Raw genomic sequence first — 15,845 nt, 5'->3', positions numbered from 1 at the left:
TTCGGCGCGCAAATTCGCCACAGCAGCGGCATCGATCAGACCGCCGATGCCGTGGCAGCGATTGTCCTGCGGGTCATGGCCACTGAACGGCCCCCTGCCCGCATCCGCACCTCCGACTGATCCGAAGCCTTTGTCCCAGAACAGCCCTTTGGATGAACCTGGGCTGGAAGCCTCGCCGTCCAAAGCGCATTGACGCAAGGTCGGTCGACGCCCCCGACATGCCATGCGATATCGCGTCGATCACCTTTCTCAGAGCGGTTCACCGCCTTCTCCCACGGCGCGCGGCAGATGAATCATGAATTCACTGCCCTGCTCATCGCTGCGGACCAGATCGACCCGCCCGCCATGGCCGCGGATCAGATCGGCGGCGATCGTCAGGCCAAGACCGGTCCCGCCCTTGCGCGCGCTGCCCGAGAAGGGCTTGAACAGGAACTCGCGCGCCTTGTCGGGCAAGCCTGGCCCGGTATCTCCGACGCGTATCCACCATTCCTCATCCGTTTCGCCCGCGCCGATCTCGACCGTGCCGTTCTCTCCCGTACCCTCGATCGCCTGCCGTGCGTTTCGGGCCAGATTCGACAGGACGCGATAAAGTTGATCGCGATCCGCGCGGATCATCAGGCTTGGCGGAATATCGGACAGGAATTCGACCTGCCCCGCCGCATCGGCGGCCAGCGTCTCGGCCTCGACCAGTTCGGCAACCAGTTGCGCCAGATTGAACCGGGACAGCGTCGGGGCGGGTTCTTCGGCCTTGCCGAAGGCCAGAGTGGTTTCACATAGCGTCACGGCGCGGGTGATCGAATTCAGCAGCTTGGGCGCGGCACGCGTCACCTTGGGGTCGGCGCTTTCCTCCAGCCGGTCGGCAAAGATCTGCGCGGTGGTCAGGATATTGCGCAGGTCATGGCTGATCTTGGCAACGGCTTCGCCCAGCTGCGCCATCCGCTCTTTCTGCTTCAGCGAGGAAGTCACCGTCTTCTGCATGGCCTCAAGCGCAGTTTCGGCGTCGTTCAACTCGGCCAGGCGCGCATTGGGACGGATGATGTGACGCGGATCCTCGGGAGCCTCGGCATAGGCTTTCATATGTGCGATCACGCGCCGGATCGGCACCAGGATCAGACGCTGCGCCGCCAGGTTCAGCAGGACCCCGGTCAGAATCGAAAACGCCGCCGAGACCAGCAACAGCCGGAACCCGTAATCAAGCATGGCCGTGCGCAATGGCGCGGTCGGCATGGTGATCTCGATCAGTTGCCCGGCCTGATTGACCGGCGAGCCAATCACCCGCACGACCTCGTTCTCGCGGTTGAGCAAGGTGCCAAGCGCATCATCAACCGTTTGCGGCACATCCTCATCGCGCAGATCATAGGTCGCCGTGACCGGGCCGGGAATCGTCGAGGACAGGACCAGTTGCCGGACATCATCGCGACGCAGCACGACGTTGAAGACACCGGCATTCTGCAACAGCTCGGATTCCAGATCGCTGGCCAGCGATTCGTCAGTCGCCAGCAAGGCAAGGCTGGCGATCTGCGCGCGCTCCAGGCGCGATTCCAGATAGTCCAGCCGAAAGCCGGCCAGTGCAGGGAGTAAAATGAGCAATTCGGCCATCACGACGAAAATGATCGTCAACGCAGCGAATCGGCCGGAAATAGTATTCAGTCGCATCTTGTCCGGATCATGGTCTTGGCATTGCCGGTCAAGGCGGCAACAACAGTTCAAACGAAAGTGATCGCGCCGGGGTTCCGTGCCTGCCATCAAAACTTACCGATATAAAGGCAGGTCTTGATGGTTGACGCCACCCCCAGTCTGCACTATCCAGCGGACTTCGAACAACCGGCGCCTTACGCGCAGGGCTGTGACATGTTGTCTTGCCCCTGCCTGACGCCACCCGCAAGACCCGACCCGGAGAATCGACCATGAAGCGCACTTTTCAACCTTCGAACCTCGTTCGTGCGCGCCGCCACGGTTTTCGCGCTCGCATGGCCACCAAAGGCGGCCGTCGCGTGCTGAATGCCCGCCGCGCCAAAGGCCGCAAGAACCTTTCGGCCTGATCCTGTCCGGCAGGTCACCCTGCCGAACAAGGCTCTGGACATGCCGCCCCTGCCTCTTCCCGATGCTGCCTGTCAGTCATGGGGCAGAGACACGGCGGCATTTCGCATGACCATGACCCGAAAGCCCATGCCCCCCGTGCTGACCAAGCGCGCCGATTTTCTGGCGGCGGCGCGGGCACGGCGTCAGGGCATGCCCGGCTTTCTGCTGCAGGCGCGCGAGCGCGGCGATGATGCGCCGGCGCGAATCGGCTATACCTGCTCAAAGAAGATCGGCAATGCGGTTGCTCGCAACCGTGCGAAACGCCGGCTGCGCGAGGTGGCGCGGCTGAGCATGGCCCCGCATCTGCGCCCTGGATGGGACTATGTCCTGATCGGTCGCCCCGGGGCGACGGCTCAACGTGATTTTGAACAGTTATGCGACGATGCGCTGCGCGCATTGCGCAAAGTGCACAGATGACACCGCTGGCGGCCCTGCTGTCCTTGCCGGTGCGGGCCTATCGCCTGATTGCATCGCCATGGGTGGGACATGGATGCCGGTTTCAGCCGACCTGTTCGGCCTATGCACTTGAAGCGCTGCAGGAACATGGTGGAATCAAGGGCGGCTGGCTGACCCTGCGGCGAATCGCCCGGTGCCACCCCTGGGGCGGACAGGGGTTTGACCCGGTCCCCGGCAGCCAATCCACGGAGGATGGCGCAAAGACAACCGAAAGGCGCGACGATGCTGGATAAATCTGACGAAACCGACATCCACCCGCTGTTTGCCGGCGCCCCCTCTTCGACCGAATTTCGCAAGTTGCGCAAGCGCTTGGTCCGTGAAACCCGTGCCGCCATCGAGGATTACGGCATGGTCCGCCCCGGCGATCGCTGGCTGGTCTGCCTGTCGGGTGGCAAGGACAGCTATACTCTGCTGGCAGTCCTGCACGAGCTGAAATGGCGCGGCTTGCTGCCCGTCGATCTGCTGGCCTGCAATCTGGATCAGGGTCAGCCGGGTTTTCCCGCCACCGTTCTGCCGAAATTCCTGACCGAGCGTCAGGTCGAGCACCGGATCGAATATCAGGACACCTATTCCATCGTCACCGACAAGGTTCCCGAAGGGCGCACCTACTGCGCGCTGTGTTCGCGCCTGCGGCGGGGAAATCTGTACCGTATCGCCCGCGAGGAAGGCTGCTCGGCCGTGGTGCTGGGCCATCACCGCGACGACATTCTGGAAACTTTTTTCATGAATCTGTTTCATGGCGGCAGGCTGGCAACCATGCCGCCGAAACTGCTGAACGAACAGGGTGATCTGACCGTGTTGCGCCCTCTGGCCTATGTGGCCGAGGAAGATTGCGACCGTTTCGCCCGCGCCATGAATTACCCGATCATTCCCTGCGACCTCTGCGGCAGTCAGGAAGGCCTGCAGCGCGTGCAGGTGAAGCGCATCCTGGATGAATGGGAAAAACGCAGCCCCGGTCGCCGACAGGTCATGTTCCGCGCGCTGATGAATATCCGGCCCTCGCATATGCTGGACCCCAAGCTTTTCGATTTCGCCAATCTGTTCCCCTCGGACGGGGGTGAAGCAAAAGACCAGCCGCCAATCCCGGAACTTTAACGGAACAACAAGCATTCTCGCCTATAAACCCTTTCCGATTGTTGCGGAAAGGGATCGTGATGTGGACAGGATTCAGTCGCTGCGGACATGCGCTGATCAAGGGGATGCTGAAGCGCCTGCCGCAATCGCAGCCCCGGGCAAAGCACGATCTGCTGATGCTGCGCCTGGAAAACTGCGACAGCCTGCAGCGCCATCTTGGCGGCGCCGGTTTCGGGCATTTGCTGGTCAATCTGTCCATGCGCCTCAGCCGGGCGATCAGAAGTGAAGACCCTGTCCGAATCGCCGCCCCCGGGCTGTTTTCCGTGATCCTGAAAGACCGGTCCGAGGCCGAGGCCATGCGAATCGCGCAACGGCTTCACAAGGACGCGCAGCGTCCCGCGACGATTTCCGGCCAGACGATCACGCCTGTTTTCAGCGGCGTCATGATCCACCCCTCGGCCTCCAGCGACGCGACACTGGCCGAACTGTCGCGAAATGCCCTCTTCCGCCTTGATTCACTGGCCCCCAACCAGATGGGAGCAATCACGCTGTTTGACCATGATCCCGACCTGTATGGGCCCGAGCTGCCCGCCAGTGTCAGCGAGGCGATTTCCCAGAACCAGATTGTTCCCTATTTCCAGCCCCAGATCAGTTGCCACACGGGGTTGGTCACCGGATTCGAGGCACTGGCGCGCTGGCATCACCCGTCGCGAGGAACGCTGGCACCTGCGGCCTTCATGCCCGGCATGACCCCGCAGGATCACGACCAGTTGACCAGAACGATGCTGCGCCAATCCATCGCCGCGTTGAAACAATGGGATCGGGCCGGCTGGCAGGTGCCGACCGTATCGGTGAATATCTCGAACTGCGAACTGTCCGATCTGCATTTCGCCCAAAACCTTCTGTGGGAGCTTGACCGGCAGGATATCCGCCCCGATCGCCTGGTGCTGGAGGTGCTGGAAAGCGTGGCTCCGGTCACAAGCACGGACACGGCGCGCGAAAACCTTGCCTGCCTGTCCCGCGCCGGATGTCGTCTGGATCTGGACGATTTCGGGACCGGCTATGCCAGTCTCGATGCCATTCGTCAGTTCGGCGTCAATCGCATCAAGATTGATCGCAGTTTCGTGTTCGGATGCGATGTCGATGCCGCGCAGCAGCGCATGATCCTGGCCATTCTGGCACTGGCCGAACGGCTCGAGATTTCCACCCTGGCCGAAGGGGTCGAGAACCCCGAGGAACAGGCCTTTCTGGCCCGGATCGGCTGTAACGAGGTTCAGGGCTATGCAATTGCGCGCCCGATGCCATTGGCCGAGACATTCGATTTCCTTGGCAAGCAATCGACGCGGGTCGACCGGCGGCCCCCGATCCTCAAGCGCAATTTCGGATAGAAAAGTGAAATTCTGACGGTTTCCATGGTCAATTTATCCTTTGATCCGGGGCAAGCCGGGCAAATGCGCTTGACCTTTAGGCCCCCCTTCTGTTGAACCGGCGCGACTGACGCGATGACAGTGGTGACCGAATGGAAGACAATAACCGCAATCTGATCCTGGCGACCGTACTGTCGTTTGTGGTGATCCTGATCTGGTACACCGTCTTCGCACCGGATCCGCCGGTCGAACCGACGGACCAGACTCCGGTCGCGGCACAAACGACCGCCGATGGTGCCCAGGCCCCCGCCGCGCCTGCCGGCACGACCACGGCCGACCTCGGCGAGATTGCCGCGCCCGCCGGAACCACGATCGGCCGCATCCAGATTTCTTCCCCGTCGCTGGAAGGCTCTATCTCTCTGGCCGGTGGACGGATCGACGATCTGCTGCTGAAGAAATATCACGAGACGCTGGATGACGCCTCGCCCGATGTGCGCCTGCTGTCGCCCTCTTCGGCCACCGCGGACCCCTCGATCGACACCACAGGTTCGAAACCCTATTATGCCGTATATGGCTGGACGCCCGGTGCCGGCACCGATCCGGCACTGGTTCCCGGGCCCTCGACCATCTGGCAAATCGAATCCGGCGAGACGCTGGCCCCCGGCCAGCCGGTCACGCTGGTCTGGGACAATGGCGCCGGACAGGTCTTTCGCCGGACCTTCGAACTGGATGACAATTATCTGTTCACGGTCTCGCAATCGGTGCAGAACAATGGCGACAGCGCCTTCAGCGCCGCCCCCTATGGGATCATCGCCCGTCACGGTCGCCCGGACACGCAGAATTTCTTCGTGCTGCACGAAGGCGCCGTCGGCATGCATGATGGCGAGCTGCTTGAGCTCAAATACAAGAAGATCGTCGATCTTGACCCGGTCGCCCGTGAAGGTCGCGCCGATGTGGTCGAGGTCAACGAGAACGGCTGGATCGGCTTCACCGACAAATACTGGATGACCACCCTCGCCCCAGCGCCGGGCCAGGCATTCACCTCCGTCGTCAAATACGCCGATGGGGCCGATATCTATCAGACCGAAGCCCGCTACCCGATGCAGACAGTGCAGCCCGGTGGCGAGGTCACGACCAGCGGCTATCTGTTCGCAGGTGCCAAGGTCTGGGAGGTCATCAAGGGCTATGAGGACACCCCCGGCATCGACCGTTTCGTCGATTCCATCGACTGGGGCTGGTTCTACTTCCTGACCAAGCCGATCTTCCAGTTGCTGCATTGGCTGCATGGATTCATCGGCAACATGGGTTGGTCGATCATCGCGCTGACCTTCATCCTCAAGCTTCTGGTCTTCCCGCTGGCGCGCAAATCCTACATCTCGATGGCGAAGATGAAGGAACTGCAACCGCAGATGGAGGCCATCAAGGAGCGCACCGGCGACGACCGGATGAAGTATCAGAAAGAAGTGATGGAGCTTTACAAGACCCAGAAGGTCAACCCCGCCGCGGGCTGCCTGCCGGTTCTTCTGCAGATCCCGATCTTCTTCTCGCTCTACAAGGTGATCTTCGTCACCATCGAGTTGCGCCACGCCCCATGGGTCGGCTGGATCCGCGACCTTTCCGCGCCCGATCCCTCCAGCCTGATGAACCTGTTCGGCCTGCTGCCCTTTGCGCCGCCTGCACAGGGAACCATGTTGCATTCGCTGTCACTTCCCGCGCTGGCTATCGCGCTGGGGATCAGCATGTGGCTGCAGCAGCGTCTGAACCCGACCCCCAGTGATCCGGCTCAGAAGATGATCTTTGCATGGATGCCGTGGATCTTCATGTTCATGCTGGGCGGCTTTGCCTCGGGTCTGGTGCTCTACTGGATCACCAACAACACGATCACGATCATCCAGCAGTATACGATCATGTCGATGCACGGCCATCGCCCCGACCTGTTCGGCAACATCCTGGCCTCGATCCCCGGCAAAAAACCCAGGTCCGCGACCCGGGACAAGGGCAAGTGACCGTACGGCTGACCCATATTCACCGCCATCCGATCAAGTCGATCGGGGTCGAGGCGCTGGAGCGGGTCAGCCTGCAAGCCGCGCGCCGGTTGCCCGGCGACCGCGAATGGGCCGTCGTGACCGAGTCCGGCGAACGCAATGCCAGCGCCAGCCAGACCGATGGACAGCCCGACAGATGGCTGCCGAAATCCTGCTTTCTGCGCGGCGTGTCCTCCGCCCCCCTGCAGGCGATCAGCGGCGGCTGGCAGGGCAACAATCTCGCCCTCAGCCACCCCGAACGCCCCGATCTTTGCTTCGATCCCGAACATGAAGGCGAACGCCTGATCGAATGGGTCCGACCGCTCTGGCCGGAACGCGCCCCTGCCCCGGCCCGGCTGGTGAAGGGAGCGGCGATCTGGACCGATTCGAAATGGCCGTGGCTGTCGATCCTGTCGCTGGACAGCCTGGCCGAGCTTGAACGCAAGACCGGCCAATCGCTTGGCACGCATCGCTGGCGCGGGAACCTGTGGGTTCAGGGCTGGCAGCCCTTTCAAGAGCGCGAACTGATCGGCCATGTGATCCGGATCGGGGATGTCGAACTGCGCATCACCGACCATATCGGGCGCTGCGGCGCGACAAACGTTGATACGGAAAGCGGAAAGCCCGATATAGACATGGTTGAAACATTGGATCGCCTGTATGGCCATACCGATTTCGGCATTTTCGCCGAAGTCGTCACAGGCGGAGATATCGCCATCGGAGACGAGGTCGCCCCATGAAGGTTTCTTTCCCGACCGCCCCGGCGCCGGATCCTCAGGTCGCCGAACAGGCGCGCCAGTTGTTCGCAGGCCCGGTCGATTTCCTGAAAGGCGTCGTGGCCATGGATGGCCTGCCGCCCGATGACCGTCCCGAGGTTTGCTTCGCGGGGCGAAGCAATGTCGGCAAATCCAGCCTGATCAATGCCCTGACTGGCCGCAAGGGCATCGCCCGCGCCTCGAACACGCCGGGCCGCACGCAGGAGATCAACTATTTCACCCTGGGTGAGAAATCCTATCTGGTCGATCTGCCCGGATATGGCTTTGCCAAGGCCCCGGTGGCCGTCGTCGCCAAATGGCAGGCATTGCTGAAAAGCTATCTGGCCGGACGGGTGACGCTGCGGCGCGCCTTTTGCCTGATCGATGCCCGACATGGCGTGAAGCCCGTCGATCACGAGATCATGCAGCTTCTGGACCGATCCGCTGTCCCGTTCCAGGTCGTATTGACCAAGGCCGACAAGCTTGGCCCCAATGCGATCAAGCCGGTTCTGGCACAGGTCGAAACCGAACTGCAGAAACACCCTGCAGCATTCCCCGAACTGATCGTGACGTCCTCGGAAAAGGGAGAGGGCATCCCTACCCTTCGCGCGATCATAGCCGGACTGGACTGAGCCCGGCGCGGAGCCCGACCTCCGCATCTTCCCAGAGGGGCCCCCAAAGATGAGAACGCAAAACATGAACCGGGATTGGATCGCCACCGCTCGCACCCTGTCAGAGGCCCTGCCCTATCTTCAGCGATACTCGAACGCTGTGGTGGTGGTGAAATTCGGTGGCAACGCCATGGGTGATGACGAGGCCATGGCCGAATTCGCCCGCGATATCGTGCTGATGAAACAGGTGGGCATGAACCCCATCGTCTGTCACGGCGGCGGCCCGATGATCAATGACCTGCTGGGCAGGCTGGGGATCGAAAGCCAGTTCGTGCGCGGCAAGCGTGTCACCACCAAGGAGATCGTGGAAGTGGTCGAAATGGTGCTGTCCGGTCTGGTCAACAAGCGGATCGTCCAGGCCATCAATGATGCGGGTGGGCGGGCTGTCGGCATCAGCGGCAAGGACGACGACATGATGGTCTGCGAAGCCGACGACCCGGAACTGGGTTTCGTGGGGCGTCCGGTCGAGATGAATGTCCAGATCATCCGCGATCTCTATGGCGCGGGGATGATCCCGGTCATTGCCCCCGTGGCGACAGGCATGGCCGACAACGAGACCTTCAACGTGAACGGCGACACCGCTGCCGGTGCGATTGCGGGCGCGCTCAAGGCTGATCGGCTGCTGCTGCTGACCGATGTTGCCGGCGTCAAGGATGCCTCGGGCAAGGTTGTCACCCAGCTGCACCCCGACCAGGTTCGCGAGATGATTGCAGATGGGCAGATTGCAGGGGGCATGATTCCCAAGACCGAAACCGCGCTCAAGGCGCTGGATGACGGCGTTCGTGCGGTGGTGATCCTGGACGGACGTGTGCCAAATGCCTGCCTGCTGGAACTGTTCACGGAACATGGCGCGGGCAGCCTGATCCGCTCGACCGAACCGCGCGTTCCGCCGCGGGCCGGGGATGAACTCTGACAGTCCCCCGGCGCTGACGCCACCCAGGGGGCTGCGCATCGCCGGCCAGGCGCCTCTTGCCACGGGTTCTGTCCTGTTGCTGTCACCGGACGAGCCCGATTTCTGGCATGTTTTCCGGGCGTCGGATGAATTCAGAGATGGTCGCCCCGACCCGATGGACCGCTGGTCGCGTCGCGTCATTGACGCCTGGGCCATATCTCTGGCGGCAAAGACGGCCTATCCTTCGGACGGGCCACCCTATCCACCCTTCATGAAATGGGCGCGTGCCAGCGGCAGTTGCTGGACCTCACGCGTCGGCATGCTGGTGCATCGCGACATGGGGCTGTTCATCAGCTTCCGCGGCGCGGTCATTCTCGACAGCCCCTGTCCGGCCCCCGTTCCTCAGGCTTCTCCCTGCGATACCTGCCCTGCCCCCTGCCTGCAGGCCTGTCCGGCCAAGGCATTCCGCGCGGGCTATGACCCCGATGCCTGCCACCGCTTTCTGGATCAGAAGGCCGGAGCGGACTGCATGAATTCGGGTTGTCGTGTCAGACGTGCTTGCCCGACTGGCAATGGCTGTGGCAGGCTGCTTGAACAATCGGCATGGCATATGAGGCAGTTCCACAAATGACCCCAGTTGGACATAAGAGATTGATCCTGACACGCCACGCCAAATCGGCATGGGACGACCCGACACTGGCGGATCATGACCGCCCGCTGAACGACCGTGGCAGGCGTTCGGCACTGGCCCTGGGCGACTGGATGGCCAGTCGCGGTTACGAACCGGAAGAGATCCTTTGCTCGACCGCAAAACGCACACAGGACACATGGGCGATGATCGCGGGGGCACCGCTGGAGGTTCGCCCGCTGCTGCGGCTGGAACCGGGCCTGTATCACGCCGGCCCCGACAAGATGCTGGCCCTGCTGCGCACCGCCAACCATCCGACGGTGATGATGATCGGCCATAATCCCGGCATATCCGAATTTGCCGCGCTGCTGCCCGCACGCCCACCTCTGGATCCCGATTTCCGCCGGTATCCGACCGCAGCCACGCTGGTTGTCGATTTCGATGTCGAGAACTGGGCCGATATCCAGCCCGGACAGGGAAGCGTCATGGATTTCGTCAGGCTGGACGGGCGTCGCTGATCGCGCAACCGGCCACGGCTCGGAAGGGGGGGGCGCGCGATTGCGCCCGCCCGATGCCTAGCGGAACGGCGGGGTATACATCAGCCCGCCCTGCGTCCATTGCGCATTCAGGCCGCGCGCAAGGCCGATCGGCGTCTGTTCACCGATATTGGCAGCGAAAATCTCGCCATAATTGCCCCGAGCCTGAATGGCGCGTTTGGCCCATTCATTGTCCAGCCCCAGCTTCTCGCCCAGATCACCATTCACGCCCAGAAGACGCTGAACCTCGGGGTTGGTCGAAGCCTTGATCAGTTCGTCGATATTCTTCGAGGTGACGCCATATTCCTCGGCGGCGATCAGGGCATAAAGCGTCCAGCGCACGACATCGGCCCAATGTGAATCTTGCTGACGAACGACCGGTCCCAGCGGCTCCTTGGAAATGATTTCAGGCAGAACGATATGGTTTTCGGGATCGGCAAAGGCCGCACGGGTTGCCGCAAGCCCCGAGGCATCGGTCGTATAGGCATCACATTTGCCCGAGGTATAGCTTTGCTCTCCTTCGGCATCGCTGGCGACATCCACCTGTTTCAGGGTCATGCCGTTGACGCGGAAGTAATCTTCCAGATTCTGCGCACTGGTCGATCCGCGCTGCACGCAGATCGCGACGCTGTCCAGTTCCTTGACCGAGGTCACCCCCAGTTCCTTGCGGACCATGAATCCCTGACCGTCGTAGTAATTCACCCCGGCAAATTCGAACTTCTGGTCAACATCGCGCGAGAAGGTCCAGGTCGAATTGCGCGCCAGCAGGTCGACCTCGCCTTTGGCCAGCATTTCAAAGCGGTTCTCGAGGTCTGCCGGCACAAAGCGCACCTTCGAGGGATCCTTCAGCACCGCCGCAGCCACGGCCTTGCAAAAGGCGACATCGAAACCGGTCCAATTGCCATTCGCATCCGGCGAGGCAAACCCGGCCAGACCTGGATTCACACCGCAGATCAATTCGTCCCGCGCGATGATATCGTCCAGAACATCGGCAGATGCCGTTCCTGCCGCGACACCGCTGGCAGCCACGACACCAAGAATTGCCCGTTTAATCATCGTTGCCCCTTTTACGGGTTTACAGGCACCGCGTGCCGTATTTACCTCAATGCGAAAAAGCCCATCAAAAGCCGAAGTTCTTCGCGAAACGCCAAGCTCAAGATCAGGCAGTATTTTGCCGATACACCCCATCAGGTCAAGCGATCCTTCGCCTAAAGGCAATTTTCAACCTGTGCGAGACAAGTTCCAGAACCTAGCTGCCGTGTGGATTGCGGCCTTCCTGCTCTCGGCATTCTGACGCACCTCATCATCCTCACCCCATTGGCTGGCCTGATATGTTTCGTCGATACGCGACAGACGATGCGCGTCCTCGGCATCCAGACGCCCCCGTGCCACGGCCAGTCCGATGATCAAGGATCCGGGCAGGGTAATCAGATCATGCAGCGCGGTCAGGCCGAATACATCCATCGCGTGAATCTCCTGACGCAAAACCGCAAGAGAATCAGGGGATTGCAACACCGGCATGACGCCCTGAGTGACGACCAGCGGGGCGCGCAACTCGGTCGCGGCCCAGTCGATCAACGGATCCCATGCCTCGGCCTGCAGGCGGACCAGTTCCTGGGGTTGATCGGCACGGTAGCAAAGCAGATCGGTTCCGCCATAATCGGCAAGCATATCGGCCACGCCTTCGAATTGCGGAGCAACCTTCTCGATGGCCGAATTCGCCGCCCGCGTCAGCGGCATGGAGCCGGGATCGATAACGTCGTCCTGCGCGTCCCATTCCTCGGCCAGGGCCGCCGCCAGTTCATGCGTCGGCAGGACAAGAGACTTCTTGCCCGGCGTGCGCAGGATGCGTTCATCCAGCAGAATCTCCCAGCCATTCTCTGCTTCGCGGGTCGAGACCTCTTTCCAGAACCGACGCGCTTTCCACTCGCTCATGCCATCCACTCTTCAATCAAATTGTTCAGGGCCGGAAAGTCACGCGACACCCTCTCCGCGCCCGCCTGCAACAATGCGGCATCGGCGTGATAGCCCCAGGCAACCCCCAGCCCCTTTACCTTGGCGGCCCGGGCCATTTCCATGTCATAGGTCGTATCGCCAACCATGACCGCCTGTTCGGTCGCCACGCCAGCTTCGTCAAGCGCTGCCAAAAGCATTTCCGGGTTGGGCTTGGAGGGATGGTCGTCCGCCGTCTGCAAGGAAACGAACATCCCCGACAATCCATGCGCCTCGATCAGCGCCATGAGACCCCGACGCGATTTACCGGTCGCAACGGCCAGCAACAGGTCGTCGCGCGCCGCCAGGGTCTCGAGACAAGCCTTTGCACCGGCATACAGTGGGGCATCCTGCGCCATGCGCGCCTGGAAATAGGCGGCCTTGTAGCACGCCAGAATCCGCGCCTGCGTCGGCGCGTCGGCCTCGGGGGCGATCTGCGCGATCGCCGCGGGCAAGGACAGGCCGACAGTTCCCAGAATTCGCGGCCGCGACACCGGCTCCAGTCCCGCGAACTCCAACGCCCTGGTCATTGCCCCATGGATGTGGTGCTGGCTGTCCACCAGCGTGCCATCCACATCGAAAACAACCAGTTTCATTCGTCCTCCGCAAAGGGATCGTCGGGCACGTCATTCTCGTGCCAGCCCAATGTCTTCCATGTCCGCGCCATATGTTCGGGCAAGGGGGCGGTGATGGTGATCCGTTTCCTGGTGATCGGATGATCGAAGGCAATGCTGCGGGCGTGAAGATGCAACTTGCGGCTGATCTCGCCCCCCAGTTGCGCGCCCCAACCGTCGCCCAGGTTTTCCTGACCCGAACCGCCATATTTCCCGTCACCCACAATCGGATGACCCAGTTCGGACATATGCGCCCGCAGCTGATGGGTCCGCCCGGTGATCGGCACCAGCGCACACCAGCTGGCCCTTGTGCCAAGCGCGTCCAGAACGGCGTAATCGGTGGTCGCCCGCTTGGCACCTTCGGTCGAGGCAATGTCGCGAGGCAGGACGGCATGCATCTTTTCGCCCTCGCCGCCGCGCCCATGTCCGGCAGATTTTACCAGACCATAACGGATGGTGCCCATACGCGGTGTCGGCACACCGGCAACGGCAGCCCAATAGATCTTGCGCGTCGTGCGCGAGCGGAAGGCCTCGGACAGCGCGCGGGCGATCCGGTCCGTGCGCGCCAGCAGCAGCACGCCCGAAGTATCCTTGTCCAGCCGGTGAACCAGCTTGGGCCGGTCCTTGAAGCCAAAGGTCAGCGCGCGGCTCAACCCGTCGACATGACGGTTGCCCTGCCCGCTGCCTCCCTGACTGGGCAAGCCCGGAGGCTTGTTCAGCGCGATGATATGCTGATCCTTCCAAAGCACCGCGCCCTGGATCATCTTTTCATCGGCATCGGGAATGCGCGGGGCCTCGTCCCTCGGCAGCGCGGGGCGGGCATCGGGCAAGGGCGGCACGCGCACCTCCTGCCCGGCCTCGATCCGCGTGGCCGCCTTGACGCGACCGCCATTGATGCGCAACTGGCCCGTGCGGCACATCTTCTCGACTGCGCCCTGACTCAGCTGCGGAAAGCGTTTCTTCAGCCAGCGGTCCAGCCGCTGACCACCGTCATCTTCATTGATCCGGATGGTCTGCACATGGCTCATGACCAAATTCCCCTGCCGATCGCCAGCCCGGCAATCACCGCCGCCAGCGACAGGATGACCGAGCAGAATACATATACCAATGCGCCCCCCGTCTGACCACGTTCCCAAAGGGTCAACGCATCCAGAGTAAAGGCCGAAAAGGTCGTGAAGCCGCCCAGAACTCCGGTCAGCAAAAGTGGTGCATAATGGTTGCCGAAACGATGCGACAGCAGAATCGCCAGCATCCCCATCAGCAGGCTGCCCAGCACATTCACCACGCCGGTCGCGATGGGAAAGCCCGGTCCATGCCATGCGATGGCGCGGTAAACGCTGTAACGCGCCGTTGCTCCGACGGCACCGCCAATGGCAACTTGCAGAAAGGGATTCATCATGGCGTGGTCCTGTGCCGATGCAGAATGAAAGTCAACCGCCGCGCTTCAGGCGCCGGGACACGAACCAGTCAAGTCGCTTCTTCAGTTCGCGCTCGAAGCCGCGTTCGACGGGCGTGTAAAGCACTGGTCGTTTCATGCCGTCGGGAAAGTAGTTCTGCCCCGAAAAACCGTCAATCGCGTCGTGGTCATAGGCATAGCCGGCGCCGTAACCCTGTTCCTTCATCATCTTCGTCGGAGCGTTCAGGATATGCGCCGGAGGCATCAGGCTGCCCGTGCGCCGCGCCTCGGCCCGCGCGCCCTTGTAGGCGACATAGGCGGCGTTGGATTTCGGTGCCAAGGCCAGATAGATCACCGCCTGCGCCAGGGCCAGTTCGCCTTCGGGGCTGCCAAGGCGCTCATACATGGCCCAGGCATCCAGGCATTGCCGCGCCGCCGCCGGGTCGGCCAGACCGATGTCCTCGACCGCCATACGCGCGATACGGCGAGCCAGATAACGCGGATCCTCTCCACCTTCCAGCATCCGGCCGAACCAGTATAACGCTGCGTCAGGGTCGCTGCCGCGCACCGATTTGTGCAGCGCCGAAATCAGGTTGTAATGTTCATCTCCTGATTTGTCGTATTTCGCCGCCCGCCGCATCAGGCGCTGCGCCATGGTCTGCCTGTCCAGCGGCTTCGTGATCTTCCATGCCGCGACCTGTTCGATCAGGTTCAGCGCCGCGCGCCCGTCGCCATCGGCCATTTCCAACAGGCTTTCGCGGGCATCGGGCGTCAATGGCAGGGCACGCCCCAATTCGGCTTCGGCCCGTTGCGCCAGCCGTTCCAGTTCCGCAAGGGACAGGCGCTCAAGCACGATGACCTGCGCGCGCGACATCAGCGCGGCATTCAGTTCAAATGACGGGTTTTCAGTCGTCGCCCCCACCAGAAGAATGGTGCCATCTTCCATATGCGGCAGGAAGCTGTCCTGCTGTGCCTTGTTGAAGCGATGGATCTCGTCGACGAACAACAGGGTGCCCCTGCCCTGCTCGCGCCGCAGACGCGCGGCCTCGAACACCTTTCGCAATTCGGGCACGCCGGTGAAGATCGCGCTGATCTGAACGAAAGCCAGTTCCGTCTCATCGGCCAGCAGCCGGGCAATCGTCGTCTTGCCGACACCCGGCGGTCCCCAAAGGATCAGCGAAGACAGGCTGTGCGACGACAGCATCGATCCCAACGGACCGTCGGGACCAAGAACCTTCTCCTGGCCGATCACATCGCTCATGCGCGCCGGGCGAATGCGATCAGCCAAGGGTCTTGCTGCCGGAGGTGCCGGCGGCGAGGAAGTATCGGATGTATCGAACAGGTCAGCCATGGACATC

At 62.1% G+C, this 15,845-nt stretch carries 18 protein-coding genes; 11 read left to right on the top strand and 7 right to left on the bottom strand.

The features are described 5' to 3' along the window. Positions 1 to 249: 249 nt before the first annotated feature. Positions 250 to 1,656, bottom strand: coding sequence for a sensor histidine kinase (locus tag JHW44_RS04205; protein WP_089344997.1), 1,407 nt, complete (start codon positions 1,654 to 1,656; stop codon positions 250 to 252). 251 nt (positions 1,657 to 1,907) lie between these two features. Here JHW44_RS04205 and rpmH point away from each other — a divergent pair, with 251 nt between their 5' ends. The 11 genes from rpmH (at position 1,908) to JHW44_RS04150 (ending at position 10,467) form a co-directional block, all read left to right on the top strand. Then, positions 1,908 to 2,042 carry a 50S ribosomal protein L34 gene (gene rpmH, locus JHW44_RS04200; RefSeq protein WP_089344996.1) on the top strand — a complete coding sequence of 45 codons (135 nt, stop codon included), beginning with the start codon at positions 1,908 to 1,910 and terminating at the stop codon, positions 2,040 to 2,042. A 106-nt stretch (positions 2,043 to 2,148) separates the two neighbouring features. Continuing rightward, positions 2,149 to 2,499 carry a ribonuclease P protein component gene (rnpA, locus tag JHW44_RS04195; protein ID WP_089345014.1) on the top strand — a complete coding sequence of 117 codons (351 nt, stop codon included), beginning with the start codon at positions 2,149 to 2,151 and terminating at the stop codon, positions 2,497 to 2,499. Then, positions 2,496 to 2,771, top strand: a complete 276-nt coding sequence (gene yidD, locus JHW44_RS04190; RefSeq protein WP_218822583.1) for a membrane protein insertion efficiency factor YidD — start codon at positions 2,496 to 2,498, stop codon at positions 2,769 to 2,771. The genes rnpA and yidD overlap by 4 nt, the downstream gene beginning before the upstream one ends. Next, the gene (ttcA, locus tag JHW44_RS04185) at positions 2,761 to 3,633 is read left to right on the top strand and encodes a tRNA 2-thiocytidine(32) synthetase TtcA (RefSeq protein ID WP_089344994.1); all 873 of its coding nucleotides are present in this window, start codon (positions 2,761 to 2,763) and stop codon (positions 3,631 to 3,633) included. Before yidD ends, ttcA begins: the two co-directional genes overlap by 11 nt. Before the next feature lie 59 nt (positions 3,634 to 3,692). After that, a complete protein-coding gene (locus JHW44_RS04180) occupies positions 3,693 to 5,000 on the top strand; it encodes a GGDEF domain-containing phosphodiesterase (RefSeq protein WP_089344993.1) in 1,308 nt (435 codons plus the stop codon). A gap of 131 nt (positions 5,001 to 5,131) precedes the next feature. Next, complete coding sequence (yidC, locus tag JHW44_RS04175) at positions 5,132 to 6,985, top strand: membrane protein insertase YidC (RefSeq protein WP_089344992.1); 1,854 nt, start codon at positions 5,132 to 5,134, stop codon at positions 6,983 to 6,985. Then, a complete protein-coding gene (locus tag JHW44_RS04170; protein ID WP_089344991.1) occupies positions 6,982 to 7,743 on the top strand; it encodes an MOSC domain-containing protein in 762 nt (253 codons plus the stop codon). The genes yidC and JHW44_RS04170 overlap by 4 nt, the downstream gene beginning before the upstream one ends. Next, complete coding sequence (yihA, locus tag JHW44_RS04165) at positions 7,740 to 8,390, top strand: ribosome biogenesis GTP-binding protein YihA/YsxC (RefSeq protein ID WP_089344990.1); 651 nt, start codon at positions 7,740 to 7,742, stop codon at positions 8,388 to 8,390. The genes JHW44_RS04170 and yihA overlap by 4 nt, the downstream gene beginning before the upstream one ends. Positions 8,391 to 8,454: 64 nt before the next feature. Next, positions 8,455 to 9,342 (top strand): acetylglutamate kinase, encoded by an 888-nt coding sequence (gene argB, locus JHW44_RS04160; protein ID WP_089344989.1) that lies wholly within the window; start codon positions 8,455 to 8,457, stop codon positions 9,340 to 9,342. Then, on the top strand, positions 9,332 to 9,952 hold the full coding sequence (locus JHW44_RS04155) for a ferredoxin (protein WP_245847239.1): 621 nt from the start codon (positions 9,332 to 9,334) through the stop codon (positions 9,950 to 9,952). Before argB ends, JHW44_RS04155 begins: the two co-directional genes overlap by 11 nt. Next, a complete protein-coding gene (locus tag JHW44_RS04150; RefSeq protein WP_089344988.1) occupies positions 9,949 to 10,467 on the top strand; it encodes a SixA phosphatase family protein in 519 nt (172 codons plus the stop codon). Before JHW44_RS04155 ends, JHW44_RS04150 begins: the two co-directional genes overlap by 4 nt. A 57-nt stretch (positions 10,468 to 10,524) precedes the next feature. Here the strand turns inward: JHW44_RS04150 and JHW44_RS04145 are convergent, their stop codons facing one another. The 6 genes from JHW44_RS04145 to JHW44_RS04120 form a co-directional block, all read right to left on the bottom strand. Then, complete coding sequence (locus JHW44_RS04145; RefSeq protein ID WP_089344987.1) at positions 10,525 to 11,541, bottom strand: amino acid ABC transporter substrate-binding protein; 1,017 nt, start codon at positions 11,539 to 11,541, stop codon at positions 10,525 to 10,527. 165 nt (positions 11,542 to 11,706) lie between these two features. Then, on the bottom strand, positions 11,707 to 12,420 hold the full coding sequence (locus tag JHW44_RS04140; protein WP_089344986.1) for an ATP12 family chaperone protein: 714 nt from the start codon (positions 12,418 to 12,420) through the stop codon (positions 11,707 to 11,709). After that, a complete protein-coding gene (locus tag JHW44_RS04135; RefSeq protein ID WP_089344985.1) occupies positions 12,417 to 13,073 on the bottom strand; it encodes an HAD-IA family hydrolase in 657 nt (218 codons plus the stop codon). Before JHW44_RS04135 ends, JHW44_RS04140 begins: the two co-directional genes overlap by 4 nt. Next, positions 13,070 to 14,119 (bottom strand): RluA family pseudouridine synthase, encoded by a 1,050-nt coding sequence (locus JHW44_RS04130; protein ID WP_089344984.1) that lies wholly within the window; start codon positions 14,117 to 14,119, stop codon positions 13,070 to 13,072. The genes JHW44_RS04135 and JHW44_RS04130 overlap by 4 nt, the downstream gene beginning before the upstream one ends. Continuing rightward, positions 14,116 to 14,490 (bottom strand): fluoride efflux transporter CrcB, encoded by a 375-nt coding sequence (gene crcB, locus JHW44_RS04125; RefSeq protein WP_089344983.1) that lies wholly within the window; start codon positions 14,488 to 14,490, stop codon positions 14,116 to 14,118. The genes JHW44_RS04130 and crcB overlap by 4 nt, the downstream gene beginning before the upstream one ends. A 31-nt stretch (positions 14,491 to 14,521) precedes the next feature. Beyond that, entirely contained in the window at positions 14,522 to 15,838 is a 1,317-nt protein-coding gene (locus JHW44_RS04120) for a replication-associated recombination protein A (RefSeq protein ID WP_089345012.1), read from the bottom strand. Positions 15,839 to 15,845 lie beyond the last annotated feature (7 nt).

The organism is Paracoccus seriniphilus (assembly GCF_028553745.1).
Classification (GTDB): domain Bacteria; phylum Pseudomonadota; class Alphaproteobacteria; order Rhodobacterales; family Rhodobacteraceae; genus Paracoccus; species Paracoccus seriniphilus.
Note: the sequence above shows the minus strand (reverse complement) of the source record. Positions and strands in the feature narration are given on the sequence as shown.